Below are 19,911 nucleotides of genomic sequence, written 5' to 3'. Positions count from 1 at the left end.
AAACTCACATTGAGGATGAGTATGGTGTGATTCTTGGAAAACATATTAAAGCTTTTGATAAGAAAATAGACTTAATATTTCTTTCATATGTGACTAAATATACATTAGATTGTTTCGATATAGGAGCTTTTAATTATATGTTAAAACCAATAGAAGGGAAAAATAAGGAGAGGCTTGTAGCTCAGTTTAGAAGACTTCTTATTAAGTATTATATGAATAGAGGAGACTTTTTAACAATAAAGGAAAGTACAGGTGGGATAAGAATTCCAATAGCTAGAATTTCATATATAGAAACAGTTGGTAAATTAGTTAGAATTCATTATGATAAAACCTTTGTAGATGTACATGAGAGAATGGGAGATTTAGAAAATAGATTAGGAAATTTATATTTTATAAGATGTCATAAATCATATTTAGTAAATGCAAGATATATATTAAAATTAGAAAAAACAGACTTAGAACTTAATGAGGGAGAAATAATTCCTATTAGTAGATTAAGATTAAAAGATGTAAAACATACTTTAGATGAATTTTTTAATAATAGAGATATAGTTTAAAATTAAATTATGCATATACATAATTAGTAAAGAGTTATTTTTAAAGGATAAATATTATTAAATAATTAAAATAATATGAAAAAACCGACAATAAAATGATGAAAATGTAAATCTAGAATACATCTTAGTAAAGAATACATACATGTTAGACCAAAGGGATTGAATAAAAAGCAGAGAATGTTAGACTAAGGGTAGTGATTTTTTTATCAATTATTTTTTAGAGAAAGTCTTCTTATTTGAATTGGTCCTCAAATAAGAAGGCTTTTTTCGTATATAAAAAATAGGTGAATTATAAAAAAGGGTTTAGGAGATATTATTATTGTAACTTAAAAATTAAGGAGGAATTTTAATGTCTGAAATGAGATGTCCTGTTACAGGAAAAACAAGAGCTAAGGATAGGGAAGGTTTAGGTGGTGGACAGGATAAGAATAAAGAGATGGTTTCTGATGGAACTTCTAATAAAGAGTGGTGGCCTGATAGTTTAAATTTAAAGATTTTAAGCCAAAATTCTGAGAAGGTTTCACCTATGGATAAGGATTTTGATTACGTAGATGAATTTAATTCACTTAATTATGAAGCTCTTAAAGAGGATATTAAGGCTCTTATGACTGATTCTAAGGATTGGTGGCCAGCAGATTATGGTCATTATGGTCCATTTTTTATAAGAATGGCTTGGCATAGTGCAGGTACTTATAGAATTGGTGATGGTAGAGGTGGTTCTAATAGTGCATATCAAAGGTTTGCACCTTTAAACAGTTGGCCTGATAATATTAATTTAGATAAGGCAAGAAGGCTTCTTTGGCCTATAAAACAAAAGTATGGAAATAAAATATCTTGGGCAGATTTGATCATATTAACAGGAAACTGTGCCTTTGAATCTATGGGGCTTAAAATGGTAGGCTTTGGTGGAGGAAGAAAAGATGTTTTTGAACCAGAGGAAGACACATATTGGGGAAAGGAAAAAAAGTGGCTTGATAATGAAAGGTATGAAGCTTTAAAGCTTGAAGACCCTTTAGCTGCAGTTCAAATGGGACTTATTTATGTAAATCCAGAAGGCCCAGATGGTGAGCCAAGTGCAATTGAATCTGGGAAAGATGTGCGTGAAACCTTTAGAAGAATGGGAATGAATGATGAGGAAACTGTTGCATTAGTTGCAGGAGGTCACACCTTTGGAAAATCTCATGGAGCAGCAAAGGCTAAGGAGTATGTAGGAAAAGAGCCTGAAGGGGCAGCAATTGAAGAAATGGGGCTTGGTTGGAAAAGTTCTTTTAAAAGTGGAAAGGGAAGAGATACTATATCTAATGGAATTGAAGGGGCTTGGAATAGCACTCCTACAGCATGGGACATGAATTATTTTGATACACTTTTCCGCTATGAGTGGGATTTACATAAGGGGCCTGGTGGAGCTTTTCAGTGGAGGCCAACTGACCCTAAAGCAAAGGAAACTGTTCCTGATGCTGAAAAGGGAAATGCTGAAACTCATGCACCTATGATGACAACTGCTGATTTATCTCTTAGAATGGACCAGATCTATGAGCCTATAGCAAGGGATTTTCATAAAAATAAAGAAAAGTTTGAAAAGGCTTTTGCAAATGCTTGGTTTAAGCTTACTCACAGAGATATGGGGCCGAAGACAAAGTATTATGGACCAGAGGTTCCAGAGGAAGACTTTATATGGCAAGACCCTCTTCCAAAGGCTACTCATAAAATTATAGAAGAAAAAGATATTCCTATCTTAAAAAAGATGATTGAAGAAAAAAATATAGAAAATTCAGATTTAATATATGTAGCCTGGGGCTCGGCTTCAACCTTTAGAGGAAGTGACAGTCGTGGTGGTGCAAATGGTGCTAGAATAAGATTAATGCCACAAATTGAGTGGGAAGTAAATGAACCTGAAAGACTTAAAAAGGTTTTAAAAAGCTTAGAAGAAGTTAAAGAAAGCTTTAACAGTAAAAATGAATGCAAGGTAAGCCTTGCAGATATGATAGTTTTAGGTGGGAATTTAGGAATAGAAAGAGCGGCTAAAAAGGCTAACATAGATTTAGAAATACCTTTTGAAAGAGGAAGACTTGATGCAGTACAGGAGCAGACAGATGTAAACTCATTTAAAGTTTTAGAACCATTCCATGACCCATTTAGAAATTATCTAAAGCAAAAGTTTGAGGTAAAGGCAGAAAAATTAATGGTTGATAAAGCACAACTTTTAAAACTAACAGCACCAGAACTTACAGTTTTACTAGGAGGGCTTAGAAGTTTAGATATAAACTATAAAAAAGAAAAGCATGGTGTATTAACAGAAAATCCAGGTGTGTTATCAAATGACTTCTTTATAAATATCTTAGATATGAAAATAAGATGGGAAAAAGATAATGATAATGAAGATTTATTTATAGGATATGATAGAGAAACAAATGAAAAGAAATGGACTGGAACTAGGGTTGACTTAATCTTTGGTTCAAATTCTCAGTTAAGAGCAATTGCAGAAATTTATGCAAGCAGTGATTCAAAGGATAAGTTTTTAAAAGACTTTGTTAAGGCATGGAATAAAGTAATGAATGCAGACAGATTCGACATAGTAAAGTGCAGTAAAAAAGAATAAGTATTATAAGACTACAAGCTTTAGAAATGGCTTGTAGTTTTTTTCTCTAAGGTTGTGGCTTTATCCTTAAGAAAAAAAGCAATTTCATAGTTAGTTAAAATGTAAAGAAAAGAATCCTAGTAAGGGCATTTCCTCACTAGGATGTAAATTATTTTTTAGAGTCGCTAACATTAGGATTTCCTAAGATTTTAACCCCTCCAGTAGATTTTACTGTTTCTGTTGCTAAAGCTTTTATTTCAAGGTATGAATTATCTAACTTACGAGTAAGCTCAAGTTTTTCTTCAAGAGATTTTTGAAGTTCTTTTTCTAAACGTTCAAGCTTGTCTTCAAGAGATTTAACTAAGAATTCTTTTTCTTTTTCGTACATATGCTTTTTATAGCCATATTCACGTCCAAGCTCTTTTTCCTTAGCTTCAGCCCCTTCTTTTTTAGCTTCTTCTAACTTTTCAGGGATTTCATCTACTTTCTTTTTAAAGTCTTCAAATTCCTTTTCTTTTTCTTTTAATTCTTTATTACGCTTTTCAAAATCTTCTTCTTTTTCTTTTAAAGCTTTTTCACTTTGCAATTTTAAGTCATTGAAGGAATCTTCATCTTCCTTCTTTTTTCTTTCAAAAGAGTATGCGTATTCTTCTTCATCTCTTTTTCTAATTTTATCAAGTTCAATTTTTCTTTCCTTATGCTTATTATCAAGCTCTAATAAAGCCTCTTTTTTCTCAGCTTCAAGCTTTTCAAGCTCCTTTTTTTGAAGAGCCTTTCTGTCAGAAAGTTCTGTTTGTAGGTCTTTAAATTCTTTTTCATATTCTTCTTTTAAATCAATCATTTTTTCATTATGTGCATTAATTAAAGAGATAAAAGAATGAGCCTCTACTTCTAAATCAAAAAGTTCCTTTAACTCTTCCTTCTTTAAAGAAATTGCTTCATTAAGGTCAGTATATTTCTTTACAATATCCTCATTTAGAATATTCATAGAAACAATAGAATCAGCAGACTCTATAACTTGTGTAGTTTTCTTTTCCTTTTCAATCTTTTTAACATCAATATTAGTAGAAGAAAGAGATTTATACTCTTCTACAAGCTTATTATATTTTTCAATCATTTCAGATTTTGAGTTTTTCATATTAATAGATTCAATTTTCAAAATTTATTCCCCCATATAAATAGTTATGTGTATATATATGTGAGATTAGAATTAAAAATGAGAAATTTAGAATTAAAAATTATTTTAAAAATATTTTAATTATATTAAAATTATGTTAAAATAAATTAATAAATGTAAATAAAAGATGAAAATTTAATGTGAGCAGAAGTCTGCAATAGAATAAGATGTTAGATAATTATTTAAATGGATAAAGAATGAAAAGATGGACAAGTGGAGGAATTAAGATGAATAAAAAGAGTATAGGAATAATGTTATCAGTAATATTAGGAGGAACAGTATTATTTGCAGGATATAAGACAATTGAAAAAAGAGAAGATAAAAAGAAGAATGAAATTTCAAGTAGTGTGGTAGAAAATGATAGGAATGATAAAAATGATGAAAAATTAGAGGATTTAGAAGATGAAAAGGATGATGATTTTGAAGTAGAAGACAATGATGATAGAGTAGAGGAAAATAAAAAGCCTGTAGTAAATAACAAACCAGCAACAAATAATAAACCAACAAATAACAATAAGCCAGTAGTTAACAATAAAGTAGAAGATAATGATGATGATACAATTGGAATTTATAAAAAAGGAGTAACTGAGGGAGAAGTTGAAGCTTTAAAAGATAAATATGAGGAAAAATCAAACTTTAGATATATATATGGCACTGCTTTTTCGGAAAATGGTGGTGGACCAATATATGAAACAGGACGTGAATTAGAAGGAGCTAAAATGTTTTATGGTGAAGTTGATACTACTTTAAATGAACTTTGGGGAGATTTAAGAAAAATATTAAAGCCAGACGTATACAAAAGATTACAGCAAAATCAAGTAGAGTGGATAAAAGAGAGAGATAGAATTGCAAGCACTGTAGGTAAGCCAGGAGATGTGGTATATATAGACAAGCAAGGAAGAGAAACGTGTAAAAGAATAAGATACTTAATTGATAATTACTTAGATTAAAGGAAAAGAAAACAAGCTATAAGCTCTTTAATTAGAAAGGGCTTGTAGCTTTTTGTATAGGTTACTTGCTTCATATTCATCTCTAAAGGTTATTGATTTAGAGGTATCATTTATAAGATGAAGGTCTATTTTAATTTTCGTGTTTGGAGAGGTTTCTGTAGTTAAATTTGTATAAGATACTTCTTTAATATCATTAAAAAGCACTGTATCTTTTAAATTTATTTCAATAGAATTTTCACCAAGGACTATATAGTTGTCTCTCATGAGTTTAATAAGAGATGGAACAAGAATAATCCACCACATGCTAAGGAGTGCTCTTATTGTAGTATAGTTATCTGTAAAAAGGTTTAAAATGGTTAGAAGAGATAAGAAAGAGACAACCACTTTAGGCATTCCTGATATTATAGGTGAATGGCTATAAATAAGTTTTTTTGTAGGGTCTAGTTTTATTTTTCTAATTTGCAAATCAAATTTAAAGGTAATTAGAAAAATTGCTAGGGATATTAATGAGAGTATTATTTTAAGTAACATAGTAAAACCTCCTTTTTATATAAATTGTAATGGAGAAATATGTATTTAAAATAGATCGGATATGGAAGAAATATGAATTTTGTAGAAAAACATCTCCTAGTAAGAGAAAACTTTACTAGGAGATGTTCTATTTGAATCCGATAGATAAGGCTAATTCCATAGAAGCAGTTGCAATTTTATCTTTAGCTAATGGATTAGAATCATTTGCTAAACTACGTGAGTCCCATACTTCACTATCTAAATTATCAGCTGCATAAAAGAAGTGAAACACATCTTTTTCTCTAAACTGTGAAAGAGCAGAAACTGCTGAACACTCCATATCAACACAAATACATCCTTGAGATTTTCTAATATTAACTTTTTTTCTAGTCTCTCTATATATTCCATCTGTAGTCCATACTTTTCCTATAGTATATTTTAATTTATGCCTTTCTAAAATATCTATAAATACATCAGAATACTTTAAATTAACAACTATCTCATCAGAAGGTGGTGCATAATGAAAGCTAGTCCCTTCATCTCTAATAGCCATATTAGGAATAATTATAGAACAATCATCTATAGATGAATCTAACACACCACAAGTTCCAAAAATAATCAGTTTTGAAGCACCCATAGCAAAGACATCCTCAATTACAGAAACACAAGCAGCCGCACCAACACAAGACATAAACAAACAAACATCTAATCCTTTATAAATTACCTTATAAACAGGAATCTCCATATTAGCTGTATTTATTGAAGCTATTTTAATTCCATTAAGTTCATCAACCAATCTATCAAGAGTAACTTGTGAAAAACAAGACACTGCAATCTTTGGAAATCCATCAATTGGAGCAACAACATCAAAAGCATTAATCACTGCAGATTTACTATCATCAAATTCTTCAAGTATCATAGAATCACCTCTTATATTTAAAAATCTCTTACAATATGTATATTATAAGAGATACGATGTAGTACTATTTTTATTTAATGTGAAAAAAGCCATCAATGAATGATGGTTTTTTAGAAAAATTTATTTTGAAGTTTTAACTTTTCCATGGTTACTTTGCCAAGTAAATGATTTATGACACTTAGAACAAACTACATGGTTAGAACCAGTAACTAAATTATCATTTATAGCACGTTTACCAGTACTTTTGCCACAATGAGGGCAAATTATATCTTGCATTGACATAAGAAAGTCTCCTTTTATCTATAATAAATAAATAGTAGCAAAAAAATATAAATCATTCAAAGGAGAAAAGATTAGACTTATTTAGTTAAAGAAAAGAAAGCCTATTAATATGTTAATAAAATTGAGAATTCAATAATAAGAATATATATATAAGAAGGATGTATAAAAGAATAAGAAAATAGGGGAAGAAAAATGAAAAATATATTAGTATCGGATTTTTGTAAAAGGGTACCTAGAGCTGAGAAGAAAATAGCTATTGAAGCGATTAAAGAGTTTGTTGAAGAATATAAAAGATGTGATGGAAATATAAAAAATTTTCAAAAAGGATTTAAAGTGGGACCGATAAAGAATGTTAAAAATAAATTATATAAATTTAGAGTGAATAGAGGAGATAGAATAGTTTTTGCTTATGCTAAAGATATAGAAAATATTAGAAGTGAGTTTAAAGATTCACTTATATTTATAAGATATTGTAGGCATGATGATCAGTTTAAAATTAAGAAAACTAGAATAACTGGAAATTTACTAGAGGAGAAGCTAGAGGAAAAGCTAGAGAAAAGATTAGAAAAGGATTATAAACAGTATGAATATAATCCTGAAAGAGAAATTTCCATAATAATAGATGAAGGAAGAATAAATGAAAATGAGTTAAAGCCTAATTATTATTTAACAGAGGAACAATACGAAATAATAAGCAGAGATATAAAGCCATTATTTTTATTTGGAAGTGCAGGAAGTGGTAAAACTATAATTTCTATAAATAAGGCATTTACAATCTGCAAAAATAAGAATGTAAAGTTAAAATATATGACCTATTCGAAAAATTTAGTGGATTTTTCAAAGGAGGTATTTAAAGAAATTTGTAAAAGAAATGAAGAGGAAGTTTTAGATAATGCTGAATTTATTGAGGTAAATAAGTTTTTACTTAAGCAAAGTAAAAATGACTTTTATGTAAAGTATGGGAAGTTTGAAAGGTGGTATAAAGAACAATATAATAAAGAAAATTCTTATGAAATTTGGAAAGAAATTCGTGGAATAATAAAAGGGCTAGTCAGTATTGAGTGGGAAAAAATTGAGATAGATGAAGAACTTTTAATAGAAGATACAAAGGAATGTTTGATAGAATGCAATTTAATTAAAGTTGAAGACAAGCTTATTTTAAACACAGAAATGCTTGGAGAGACTTATGAAAAAATAAAAAAGAATAAAAATTATAAATCACTTAAAAAATCAATGAAAAATATATATAACTATCTAGATAAATGTATTAGTAAAAAAGAAATGATTTCGGAAGAGACATATCTTAAATTAACAAGTAAATATACAGTATATGAAAAAGAGGAAAGAACAGAGATTTATAAGATAGCAAAAAAATATAATGATTGGCTTAAGAAAAATAATCTATTTGATGAAAATGATATAGGAAGAAAGGCTTTAAAAAATAGTAGAGGGAGTTTAAGAAAGTTTGATTTTTTAATATGTGATGAAATTCAAGATTTAACGGAAATACAAATATATGCATTACTCAAATATACAAGAAATATAGAAAATATATTGTTTTGTGGAGACTATAATCAAACTATAAATCCAACTTATTTTGAGCCAGGAAGAATTGAATATTTATATAAAATGAATAATGGATTAAGTAATTTTACTAAGAAATATCTATCAAAAAACTATAGAAATAGTAAAAATGTTGTAGAGATGACGAATGAGATAACAAGGATAAGACAAAAGTATATGAAGCATAAGACGGATAGAGAATTTGAGAAAAATGCAAAAGTGGAAAATGGGAATATATTTATATTGAAAGATAGTGACGAAAATAGAAAGGAAATACTCCAAATAGCAGCAAAAAGACATTATGTAGGGATAATTGCTAGTACAGAAGAAGAGAAGAAGGCGATAGAAGAAAGCTTAAAGCTAAAGGATACATTATTTACTATAAATTCTATAAAAGGAATTGAAAGAAAATATGTTGTTTGTATAAATCTAATATCTAAATATAAGGAAGCATGGAAAAAGATATTTGAAGATAATAGTATAGAAGAAAAAGAAAAATATAGGATTGCCTTTAATGCATTATATGTGGGAATAACAAGAGCTACAGAAACAATATGCTTTATAGAAAGTGATACAGACAATGAAATATATAGATTAATAAAGAAGTATGGAAAGTATATAGAAAAGTTTAATGTAGAAAAATTAAATTTATCAAAAAAATCAACAATGGAAGATTATTATGAGTTAGGAAGAACATTAGAAAACGAAGGGGAGTATAAAAAGGCGATAGTACAATATGAATTATCTAACATGGGAGAACATGATATTTATAGATGCAAAGGATATATCCAAGCAGAAGAAGGATACTACGAGAGTGCAGGAAAGTCATTTTTAGAGGCTAGAGAATATAAGCTTGCAGAAGAACAATTTAGAAAAACAAAAAATAAATTAAAAATTATAGAAACCTTAGTGTATCAAGAAAAATCCTTTGATTATATAAAAGAAGAAGGAGTGAAGATGGGGGTAAATATATTTAAGATTGTAGAGAATAATGAGGATGTAGAATGGACTATAGGATTAAAAGAGTTATATAGGGATAGGCTAGAAGCTTTAGCACTAGAATTAAATAAAAGCTTAAACGAGATAAATGAAAGAATTAAAGGAATAGGGGAAGAGATAGGAATAATAAATGAGTTGATGGGAGGTAAGAAGAGATGAGTTTAAATTCAAAAAATAATATGAATATGTTAGTAGAGAGTATTGAAAAAGTTAATGGAGTAGCAAAAAATATAAATGAATTTGGAAAAACTATTAATGGATTAAATGAAACCTTATTAAAATTAATAGAAAATCAAAGCATATCAAAGATAGAAGAAAATGCAGATGGAACAATAAAAAGCTTAAAGGAATTAAATAAAACATTAGATTGGTTAAATGACAAAAATAAGGAGAAAAGGTTAGAAGAAATAGAGGAAATAAAAGATTTTATCGAAAATAAAATGAGTAAGTATTCTATAGATATAGTTAATAAAGAGATTGAGAAAACCAATAGAGAGATAGAAAGCTTAAGAAAATTTATAAGTGAGGAAATAGTTAAAACTTCAAAAAATGCAGAAGTGGAAGATAAAAAGGCATTGGGTAGCTTGTATTATGAAAATGAAGAATATGAGGCTAGCTTCGAGTATTTCAATAAACATATATTAGAAAAAATAAAAAATGGAAAAATTCCAGAAAGACAAGATTATTATAATAGAGGGAAGGCAAGTGAATCTCTTGGAAATATAGAAAAGGCAATGAAAGATTATAAAAAAGCAAATAAATCAATATTAGAAATAGACAAGTAGGAACTAAAAACTGTTTATAAATGAGGTAGCTCTTTTGAAATTGTAAAAGAAAAATAGTGAAAGGATAAAGTTTTACTATAATAGACATAATGAAAATAAGAGTTTAGAAGCAAATGAATTTAATTATATAAATTTTGATGGGATCAAAGAGAAGGGAAGAAATTGAAAAAAGAAATAATAAGAAATTTAAAAGGAAAATCAGCATTTACAGCCTTTAAAAGATGGAAAGTTAGAGAAAATAAAAGAATATATGTTGAGTTTCAAGAGTATTTTTAAATGAAAAAAGTTAAGGAATAAACCTAGTAGAAAATGAAATCTACTAGGTTTTTTGAAAATAAAAAAATATAAAAGAGTTGATATAAGTTCTTATATGACGCAGAATTTTAAAAAAATCAAGAAAAATTGAGTTAAGTAGAGGATATTTGCTAATAAATAAGTTATTTAGGCATATATTTTGAATGAATTAATAAAAAAGGGGCTAACGAAATGGTAAGAATTTTAGTTAATAAAAGCGTTGAATTAACTAGTGGAGAAACACGAGTATTAAAAGCTATTAAAGAGGTATATAAAGATACTGAAAATGAAGTTTATGTTTATAGTCAATCAAAATTAGGGAGTAAAAGACCAGATTTTATTATTATAGATAACAAGAGGGGGATAAGCATAATTGAAGTAAAAGACTGGGGAGAAAGTTATATTAATAAAGTAACTAATAGAAATGTAGAATTAAAAGAACGTACTGTAGAAAACCCTATAAGTCAAGTTAAAGGATATAAAAGTACATTAGAAAGTGCATTATATAATAATGATTTTGACATAGATGGAGATAATATAGAAAGAGTTGTTTGGTTTACGAATATAGAAAATAAAGATAATAAAAAGTTGGAGTTATTATTTAGAAAGGATATAAAATATTGCTTCAAAGGAGATTTAGAAAAAATATCATTAGATAAAATATTTACAGGAGGAAAAGTAAATTATACAGAAGCAAACTTAAAGGAAATAAGATTAGCATTATTTCCAGAGTTAGAAGTAATAAAGACTACTGAGTCCTTAGAGAAAATAGAGGGAGTAGAGGATGTGAGTGTATTAGATTCTGAACAAGAAGAATTTGTTAAGAGACTTCCAATGGGGCATTATTTAGTGACAGGTGTTCCAGGAAGTGGGAAAACAGTTATGTTAATTTCTAGAGCGGTACATTTGATTAGAGAAAATCCAGAATGGAAAATTTTAATTGTGACATACAATAAATCTTTGGCATATAAGCTAAAAGAAAAAATAGACAAGCTTGATGAGAAATTTTCTGAGAATGAGAGTATAAACATTAGTTTAGAAAATATAGAAATCACTAATTTTCATAAAATTGCTTATAGATTTGCAAATTCTAAAAAACCATTTGATATGGCATCAGATGAATGGTTTGATGAAGAAATGCCAAGATTAGCTAAAGTAAATGCAAATGAGATATATGATGCTGTTTTAATTGATGAATATCAAGATTTTAGAAATAGTTGGATTGAATTATGCTTAATGTTAGCGAAGAGCCATGAATATAAAGGTAAGGTTCTAAAAAATATATTCTTAGCAGGAGATAGATTACAAGGGATCTATAATGAAAAAGAAGTAAGTTGGGCATCAATGGGGATTAATATGCAAGGGAGATCGAAACTTTTAAAAACATCTTATAGAGGTTCAACAGAGCATATGAGACTTGCGATAAACTTTTTATCAAGAAATGAAAGTTTAAAAAAGGAAGTTAATAAGTTTTATAAAGATGAAGGTGAAAAATTAGAAATAAAAGCAAAAGAAATAGGCGAGATAAAAATAGAAGCTGAATATGAGATAAATAATATAATTAGAAACCTAAAAAAGGAAGGGTACAGAAACAAGGATATTTTAATACTTATAAGAGGTGGTAAAGCAAAAAATGAATTACTTTCAAGTTTAGATTATAGTATTAAAACTCATGTACGATATATTTCAGATGTAGAAGACAATGAAGATAAAATAATATTGACAACATATCAATCATCAAAAGGATTAGAAGCGAAGGTAGTTTTATTAACAGGAATTGATGAATGGTCAGGAAAAGGAGATAGAATGGGAAGAAAGCTTATTTATGTTGGAATAACTAGAGCATCAGAAAGGCTTTATATAATAAAGGATAAAGTTGGAGAATATATGAGAGAAATTGAAAATATTTTAAGGTAGGCAAAAAAGATGATATTTAAAAGTATCATCTTTTTATAAAACTAAAATATAGGAGGATGGTGCTAATGAAAGTTATAGAATTAGATGAATATCTAAATTTGGAAGAGATTGATGAAAATGAGGAATGGATTATAAAGAAACCTAGGAAAATATTAACTGAAGAGCAGAAAAAAAGAAGAAAAAAAAGGGTGAGAAAAGTATGTAGCGAAGAAGAGGAAATTATAGATGATGAAATTGTAGAAGAAAAAAATAAACTAGAAAAATGGAAAGAGTATATTAATTGGTGTGAGAAGTATGAAAAGAACACATTAATTGGAATATTTTATTCAGAGTTTAAGGTGGCAAAAAATAAAATAATATTTCAAGTTGATTTTGATGAGGAAAAATATGGTGAATATAATGAGTTTCTGACAGGCAATGAAATAATGATATTTGATTGCGAATATTCAGTTTATGGAGAAGATAGAGAAAAATTTAAATTTAATGAACATAAGAGAGTGAGAGGGGTTATAGCAGGAACATTTAATGGAAAAATAATAAAAATAGAGCAGAGTAAAAATTATTTAATAGAGTTTTCAAATGAAGAATTGAATATAGATAATATACCAGAACAAGGTTTTTTATCTAAGGGGATAGGTGGTTTTCTAGATTTATATAAAAGGCAGATAGAAGTATTAGATAAAATAATAAAAGGTAAAGAAATGACAAATAGATCATTAGGAAGGTGGATATTAGATTCAAGCTATGCGGATGATGAACTAGATAATATTAAAGTAGATAGTTATTTAAGTGAAAATGAATTAAATACTAGTCAAAAAGAGGCGATTAATGGAATTGTAAATTCAAGAGAACTATATTTGATACAAGGACCACCAGGTACAGGAAAAACTACAGTGATAGCAGAAGGTATATATCAATTGGTGAAAAGAGGAAAGCGAGTTTTAATAGCATCCCAAACTAATTTAGCAGTTGATAATGTATTAGAAAAGTTAGAAGTGGATTCAGCTATTAGAATGATTAGATTTGGAAGATTAGAAAAAATTTCAGAGGGAGCAAAGAAGTTTACAAAAGAAAATATAATAAGAGAATATTATAAATCTATTTTAGATGGAGTAAAAAAATTAGTTTTAGAAGGCAATATAGAAGAAATTTTTAATGATAAAGAAAAAAGATTACAGGAAATTGAAGAATATTTATTAGAGATTGAGGAATTAGATGAAGAAAAAATTTGTATTGGTATTGAAAAATCTATTGAAAGAATAAAGAATCAATCTAAAAATATACAAAAAGAAAAGGAGTTAGAGTATGAAATATTTAAAATTCTAACTGAATGGTTAGAGGTTTTAGAAGAAAAAATAAAAGATGATGTAGAAAAAGATAATTTTATTCAAGAATATTTGAATAATTGTAATGTAGTAGGAATATCTTGCACAGCAAGAAGTGAAGAACTTATGAGGTATAATTTAGCAGAGTTTGATGCAGTAATTATAGATGAGGTTAGTAAGGCATTATTAGCAGAAGCTATAATGAGTATGGAAAAAGGAAAGAAAGTTATATTAGTAGGAGATCAAAATCAATTAATGCCTATATGGAAGTTAAGTGAAAAAGAATATTTAAAAGTATATGATGATGAAGATAGAGAGGAGGCAAAAGAAAAATATAAAGAAACTAAAAGATTAGTTAGCAAAAGTTTATTTGGAGAGTATTTTGAACGAGCTAGTGATTCATTAAAAATAACATTAAATACTCAATATAGAATGAGAAAAGAAATTCAAGAGATAATTAATGTTTTTTATAACAATAAATTGATTTGCGGGAAAAAAGAAAATAGATTAACAGAGATAAAGGAGAATTCTGTTATCTGGATTGATTCGCATAAGAATGAAGATGGACGTATAGCATTTGAAAATATGGATAATACATCAAGAAAAAATTTATATGAAGTAAGAATAATAAAGAAAGAATTAGAAAATTTAAATAAAAAAGCTAAGAGACCATTAGAAGTTGCAGTAATTAGTTTTTATGGAGCACAAATAAAGGCGATAAATTCAGAGATTAATAAAATGAAGTTAAAAAATTTGAAAATAGAAGTAAATACAGTAGATAGTTTTCAAGGAAAAGAAAGAGATGTTGTGTTAGTTAGCATGGTAAGTAATCCAAAAGATAAAAAAGTTTCAAAACATATGAAAGATTTTAGAAGAATAAATGTAGCATTTTCAAGAGCAAAAGAATTTTTGAAAATTATCGGTTCAGCAGAAGTATATAAAAACTTAGAGATAGAGCATAATGGAAAGAAAACTAAAATATATGGTGAGATAATAAATAAACTTAAAAATAATGGATGTTATATAGATTCAAATGAGAGGTAGATAATGAGAACAGTAACTGTAGAATATAAACTTTCAAGGAAAACTAGAAAACCAATGGCGTTAGAATGGCCAATATTAAAACTGATACAAAATAAAAACTTATTTTCTAAAATGAATTTGTTTGAAGTTTTAGAAGAGAAATTTATGATTAAGAATAGCAAGGATATAATAAAGAAGTTATTGAGAAAGCTTATAAAAGAGGAGTATATAATTAATTCGTGTTGGTATATGGGGGATATAGAAGATTTTGAAGAGATAGAAGTTTTAGAGGTGGAGGATTATATTGAAGGAATAGATGATGATCTAGAGGTTGCAGAAGTAATAGAAGAAATAGAAGAAATTGATATGCTAGAAAAATTTGAGTTATCGGAAAAAGGAAATCAATATATAACAGAAGGATTATCAAAGGAATTAGATGAGAAAGAAAAAATTCTAGCACATATATTTTATATAAATAATATTAAAGAAAAAATATTTTTATCAATAAATGGTGAAATGATGATAGAAATTAAAAATAAGGAAGAAATTAAAGAAAATACATGCATACTAAGTTTAGAAAATGAAAATATATTGATAATGATACGAGGAAGTGAAAATAAAAAAATAGATGAATTAGAAATTCTAACAAATAAAATTGAGGATTTTGAAGAAATTGCTACATTATATAGTAGATTACAAGAGAATCAGGAAAATTGTATGATGTATGAAGAAATATTTAAAAAAATAAGAAAAGTAAAGTTTAAGAATGTTAATTTCTGAAGATAATAAAGACAAGATTATAATTGTTGAATATATAGACTTAAAAAATGAAGATAAAATAAAAGAAAATTTAAGAAATATAATAGAATTATAAGAATAAAAACTGTCATTTAAGGCAGTTTTTTTCTTATGGTAAATAATAAGGAGAATTTTATTTTCATAAAATTTGTTATCTATATGTGAGGAGGTATTATATGTATACATTTGAATTTAAGAAAAGGATATATATCTATAACTAAATTTTATAAATTAATATTTAAATTATGAATAAAAAAATAATATTATGAATTTTATGTAAATAAGTGATAGAATTAGAAGTATATATAGAATAATTTAAGGAGAAGAGGATGAAGAAGAAAAATAAAATTATAGTAGGTTGTTCAATAGGGCTTTTAATTCTTTTGACTGTTGTTACAAGAGTGTTTTTAAAGAGTGAGTATAGAATTACTATTCAAAATAATGCAAATGAAGTAGTCAAGGATTTAGAACTGGTCTATGCAAAGGGAGATAAGATTGATAATATAAGTGTTAATAGCTATGAGAGTATAGATTATTATCATAACACAGAGGATGTAGAAGGGGAGAATGTTGTTCTTTTAAGGTACAAAGATAATAATGGACAAGTTCATGAAACTATAGTTATAGGGTATTTAGAAAAAGGGTATAGTGGACATGTTAGAGTCGCAATACATAATGTAGATAAAGATAAAAAGCTAGATTTAGATGTAGAAATTATTTACTAATAGCATTTACCATTAATATAAGCTATAATTTAAATATAAAACATATTTAAAGGAGATTTATATGAATACATATAGCATAAATTTTTATTTACAAGAAGAATCACATGGATGTGGGTGTGGATGTGAAAGTGGAGAGCACACACATGAGCACAATCACGAAGTACGTGATGATTATGAAGTTGTAGGAACTATCAAAACTTTTGGAAAATGGGCAAATATGATGCCAGACAGCTTTTTAGTTAAAAGTGAGTTAAGTGCAGAAGAAATGAAAGAAAAGCTTATGGAACATTTAAGAGTAACTGATATATTACTTATAACTAAAGTTGATGGAACTGATAGTGCATCATCTATAGCACAAGCTGTTGAATGGATAAATCAATAATTTAAAAATAAAGAGAAAAGGAGCTATTCTACTAATTAATTTAGTGAATAGCTCCTTTAAATTTTTTAATTATTTGGTGTAATATATGTGTTTATTAGATACATTGTACGGTCTTTAGTCATTTGAGCAACTTCAGCTGGAGTTTTTCCATCCTTAGAGTTGATCCAATCAGTTTCTTGAGATCTAAGAATAGACATTTGATCTGAAGGTAAATTAGCCTCTAAATCTTGCCAAACATCATTTAAGATAGTATTCCATGTATTGTAATACTGCTTAGTTACAGAAGCTGCTGATGAAGGATCATTAGGTAAAACTAAGTTTCCGCCATCCTCATTACCAAATTGATTTAATGCATTAGAAATTAAAGTTTGGTACTTTCCTGATAAAGCGTGTAAATTTTGAACATAAGCAGGTTCAGATGACGAATTACTACTACTTACACGAGCTTTTTCTGAAGGCGTGCTAGCATAAGCTGTAGGAACGCTAGTATCAGTGTCAGTATTAGCATTTGCTACTGAGCTATCAGTGAAAGTTGCATCTTGTCCAAATGCGTTATCAATACCATTAACAAAATTCTCCCCATTTTTAAGAGCAGAAAGCTTATTAACCATAGAATTGATATGGTTTTTCATAGCAGGTGGTGTAAGATTGTTTGGTAACTTACTTTGAACAAATGAATTTCCGTTATAGATATTTATCATTTGAATAAAATTATTGTTTGATAATAAATTTTGGAAATCATCTATTATATTTTGAACTTGATCTGGTCCAGGAGTACCAACAATACTTTGACATTCATTTTGAATTTTTAAAACTGAAACAAGAAAACTTTCTTTATAAGAAAGATATTTAGCTAAAGCACTGTAATCTTTAGCTTTAATTCTATTGTCTTTACCTAAAAGAACTTCTTTTGAAAAGACATCAAATTCTCCTGATAGGTCATTTAATGAAGTAGCAAATGAAGTTAATTTATTTTCAGTTATATCATTACTATCAGTTTTGTTAAGTTCAGCATTTACAGAATTGAATTTTGTAAGTGCAGTTTTAAAAGCATCTACTTCAGTACTATTTTTGTAAAAACAAAAAGTAATTATAGCGGCTACAATTATTAAAATAGCGATTATGATACCGATTAAAATTTTAATTGTAGAAGAAGATTTTTTCTTTCCATTAAAATTATTGTTGAAATTCTTGTTTTTTTGAGAAGACATTGTAGGTTTCTCATTCTGGTTATCTTTGTTTAAATTTAAAGTTTGCGACATATGTATAAAAACCTCCTTTAAAGTACAAACAGTATTATACAACCTTTTAGGAGAAGAAGAGTAGAGGTGAAATATGAATAGAGGAGTTAAAGAAATAAAAGAGTGATGGAGTTTAGAGTTAAAGATAGAATATAGTGATAAATTGAAAAGATTACAGTTTATTTATTGATAAAATAAAAAAAGAGTGCAGTATTGCACTCTTTTTAAGCTAATAAATTAAGCTCTGTTAACTGATCCGAAAAGAACCATTTTTTCTTTAACGATATCTTTTATAGCTTCAAAACCAGGGTTTAAAAGTTTTCTTGGATCGAATCCTTTTCCTTCTAAATCTTTTCCTGCTTCAACATATTTTCTAGTTGCTGCTGCAAATACTAATTGACACTCAGTGTTAACGTTGATTTTAGCAACTCCTAAAGATATAGCTTTAGCTATCATTTCGTCAGGAATTCCAGTTCCACCGTGTAATACTAATGGCATGTTTCCAGTAGCATCGTTGATTTTAGCTAATGCTTCAAAATCTAATCCAGCCCAGTTTGATGGGTATTGTCCGTGGATGTTTCCGATACCAGCAGCTAACATTGTAACATTTAAGTCAGCGATTTGCTTACACTCATTAGCGTCAGCGATTTCACCAGCTCCAACAACACCGTCTTCTTCTCCACCGATTGAACCAACTTCTGCTTCTAATGATAAACCTTTTTCGTTAGCAACTTTAACTAACTCAGTAGTTTTAGCGATGTTTTCTTCGATTGGGTAGTGTGATCCATCAAACATGATTGATGAGAACCCAGCTTCGATACATTTGTAACATCCTTCGTAGCTACCGTGGTCTAAGTGTAATGCAACAGGAACAGTTATGTTTAATTCTTCTATCATAGCAGTAGTCATACCAACCACTGTTTTATATCCTGTCATGTATTTTCCTGCACCTTCAGAAACTCCTAAGATTACAGGTGAGTTATTTTCTTGAGCTGTTAAAAGTATAGCTTTAGTCCACTCTAAGTTATTGATGTTGAATTGACCAACAGCATATTTACCTTCTCTAGCTTTTTGTAACATTTCTTTTGCTGAAACTAACATATACAAAACCTCCATATACTTGTAATTAAATAATTGAAATATTAAGAAATGTATGATAATTCATAAATTTCTTATACTCTCATTAGTAGTATACCCCAAAAAGAAAAATATGCAAATAGGATAAGCAGAAATTTGTAAAAAAAGTCGTTAAAAAAACAGAAAAAAGATTGGAGTTTAAAGGACGGGAAGATAGATAAAATAAGGGATTAGAGGGGGAGTGGGAACGAAAAACGGCAGGTGGGGAAAATTTAAGAATTAATAATTGAAAATTGAGAATTGATGGGGGGAATCCAAGGGATTTTATAGTGGACTCAAAAATTATCTAGAGATAATTTTTATCGTAGGAGAGCTTTTTTAGTTAATAGGGAAGAGTTGATAGGGAAGAGTTGATAGGGAGGAGGGAAAATTTTTTAGACTTAAAAGGAGAGATACTAAAACATACCCCTCCATTTATCCTATTATCTTATTTTGAAATTTCTTTAAATGTTGTTCTGTAAAAATAAAAATACTTATAATAGCTCCAAATATAAGCATTATGGTAGATAATTGTTCATAAGGCAATTTTGTAAATTCAAATATTATTGCAAAAGTAAATAATATTATGCTAACAATAATAAAAATTGTAGATGAGTACCTTTGTGCTTCATCCCAGTTAAGTTGTGATGATTTAGAGAGCGGGGTTCTATATCCGTACAAAAAATTTCTTTTTGTGGGTCTAAATATTTTAAAAAGAACACTTATTATAAAAAATACAATCGAAATTTCCAGTAACATATTAAATACAC

The 19,911-nt window shown here is 28.1% G+C and carries 17 protein-coding genes; 10 read left to right on the top strand and 7 right to left on the bottom strand.

Annotation, left to right across the window (positions count from 1 at the left end; genetic code table 11):
• Both ACRC28_RS02845 and katG read left to right on the top strand, forming a co-directional pair.
• A partial coding sequence (locus ACRC28_RS02845; RefSeq protein WP_438541944.1) for a LytR/AlgR family response regulator transcription factor occupies nt 1–557 on the top strand: 557 nt, incomplete at its 5' end.
• Nucleotides 558–906: 349 nt separating this feature from the next.
• A complete protein-coding gene (gene katG / locus ACRC28_RS02840) occupies nt 907–3,156 on the top strand; it encodes a catalase/peroxidase HPI (protein WP_438541943.1) in 2,250 nt (749 codons plus the stop codon).
• Nucleotides 3,157–3,304: 148 nt separating this feature from the next.
• On the opposite strand, the gene ACRC28_RS02835 is transcribed toward katG, so the two are convergent.
• The gene (locus ACRC28_RS02835) at nt 3,305–4,294 is read right to left on the bottom strand and encodes a hypothetical protein (protein ID WP_438541942.1); all 990 of its coding nucleotides are present in this window, start codon (nt 4,292–4,294) and stop codon (nt 3,305–3,307) included.
• A 245-nt stretch (nt 4,295–4,539) separates the two neighbouring features.
• On the opposite strand from ACRC28_RS02835, the gene ACRC28_RS02830 reads away from it, so the two are divergent.
• On the top strand, nt 4,540–5,262 hold the full coding sequence (locus tag ACRC28_RS02830; protein WP_438541941.1) for a lysozyme inhibitor LprI family protein: 723 nt from the start codon (nt 4,540–4,542) through the stop codon (nt 5,260–5,262).
• A gap of 27 nt (nt 5,263–5,289) precedes the next feature.
• On the opposite strand, the gene ACRC28_RS02825 is transcribed toward ACRC28_RS02830, so the two are convergent.
• The 3 genes from ACRC28_RS02825 to ACRC28_RS02815 form a co-directional block, all read right to left on the bottom strand.
• Nucleotides 5,290–5,793 carry a hypothetical protein gene (locus ACRC28_RS02825; RefSeq protein WP_438541940.1) on the bottom strand — a complete coding sequence of 168 codons (504 nt, stop codon included), beginning with the start codon at nt 5,791–5,793 and terminating at the stop codon, nt 5,290–5,292.
• A 127-nt stretch (nt 5,794–5,920) separates the two neighbouring features.
• Nucleotides 5,921–6,691: a nucleoside phosphorylase gene (locus tag ACRC28_RS02820; protein ID WP_438541939.1), complete on the bottom strand. Its 771-nt coding sequence runs from the start codon at nt 6,689–6,691 to the stop codon at nt 5,921–5,923.
• A 120-nt stretch (nt 6,692–6,811) separates the two neighbouring features.
• The gene (locus ACRC28_RS02815; RefSeq protein ID WP_438541938.1) at nt 6,812–6,973 is read right to left on the bottom strand and encodes a hypothetical protein; all 162 of its coding nucleotides are present in this window, start codon (nt 6,971–6,973) and stop codon (nt 6,812–6,814) included.
• 192 nt (nt 6,974–7,165) lie between these two features.
• Between ACRC28_RS02815 and ACRC28_RS02810 the strand changes: the two genes are divergently transcribed.
• The 7 genes from ACRC28_RS02810 to ACRC28_RS02780 all read left to right on the top strand — a co-directional run bounded on the left by ACRC28_RS02810 (nt 7,166) and on the right by ACRC28_RS02780 (nt 16,784).
• A complete protein-coding gene (locus ACRC28_RS02810; protein ID WP_438541937.1) occupies nt 7,166–9,694 on the top strand; it encodes a UvrD-helicase domain-containing protein in 2,529 nt (842 codons plus the stop codon).
• Nucleotides 9,691–10,320 carry a hypothetical protein gene (locus ACRC28_RS02805; protein WP_438541936.1) on the top strand — a complete coding sequence of 210 codons (630 nt, stop codon included), beginning with the start codon at nt 9,691–9,693 and terminating at the stop codon, nt 10,318–10,320. The genes ACRC28_RS02810 and ACRC28_RS02805 overlap by 4 nt, the downstream gene beginning before the upstream one ends.
• A gap of 486 nt (nt 10,321–10,806) precedes the next feature.
• Nucleotides 10,807–12,531: a UvrD-helicase domain-containing protein gene (locus ACRC28_RS02800; protein WP_438541935.1), complete on the top strand. Its 1,725-nt coding sequence runs from the start codon at nt 10,807–10,809 to the stop codon at nt 12,529–12,531.
• Between the two features lie 65 nt (nt 12,532–12,596).
• On the top strand, nt 12,597–14,900 hold the full coding sequence (locus tag ACRC28_RS02795) for a DEAD/DEAH box helicase (protein WP_438541934.1): 2,304 nt from the start codon (nt 12,597–12,599) through the stop codon (nt 14,898–14,900).
• 3 nt (nt 14,901–14,903) lie between these two features.
• Nucleotides 14,904–15,659: a hypothetical protein gene (locus tag ACRC28_RS02790; protein ID WP_438541933.1), complete on the top strand. Its 756-nt coding sequence runs from the start codon at nt 14,904–14,906 to the stop codon at nt 15,657–15,659.
• Nucleotides 15,660–16,006: 347 nt separating this feature from the next.
• Nucleotides 16,007–16,402 carry a hypothetical protein gene (locus ACRC28_RS02785; RefSeq protein ID WP_438541932.1) on the top strand — a complete coding sequence of 132 codons (396 nt, stop codon included), beginning with the start codon at nt 16,007–16,009 and terminating at the stop codon, nt 16,400–16,402.
• 61 nt (nt 16,403–16,463) lie between these two features.
• The gene (locus ACRC28_RS02780) at nt 16,464–16,784 is read left to right on the top strand and encodes a hypothetical protein (protein ID WP_438541931.1); all 321 of its coding nucleotides are present in this window, start codon (nt 16,464–16,466) and stop codon (nt 16,782–16,784) included.
• A 65-nt stretch (nt 16,785–16,849) separates the two neighbouring features.
• Here the strand turns inward: ACRC28_RS02780 and ACRC28_RS02775 are convergent, their stop codons facing one another.
• The 3 genes from ACRC28_RS02775 to ACRC28_RS02765 all read right to left on the bottom strand — a co-directional run bounded on the left by ACRC28_RS02775 (nt 16,850) and on the right by ACRC28_RS02765 (nt 19,900).
• Nucleotides 16,850–17,995 (bottom strand): lysozyme inhibitor LprI family protein, encoded by a 1,146-nt coding sequence (locus ACRC28_RS02775; protein WP_438541930.1) that lies wholly within the window; start codon nt 17,993–17,995, stop codon nt 16,850–16,852.
• A gap of 267 nt (nt 17,996–18,262) precedes the next feature.
• A complete protein-coding gene (gene fba, locus ACRC28_RS02770; RefSeq protein WP_438541929.1) occupies nt 18,263–19,126 on the bottom strand; it encodes a class II fructose-1,6-bisphosphate aldolase in 864 nt (287 codons plus the stop codon).
• A 450-nt stretch (nt 19,127–19,576) separates the two neighbouring features.
• Complete coding sequence (locus ACRC28_RS02765; protein WP_438541928.1) at nt 19,577–19,900, bottom strand: SdpI family protein; 324 nt, start codon at nt 19,898–19,900, stop codon at nt 19,577–19,579.
• Nucleotides 19,901–19,911 lie beyond the last annotated feature (11 nt).

It is taken from the genome of Clostridium sp. (assembly GCF_051650885.1).
Lineage (GTDB): Bacteria > Bacillota > Clostridia > Clostridiales > Clostridiaceae > Clostridium.
The sequence above is the reverse complement of the archived record's forward strand: the minus strand, read 5'-3'. Positions and strand labels throughout refer to the sequence as shown.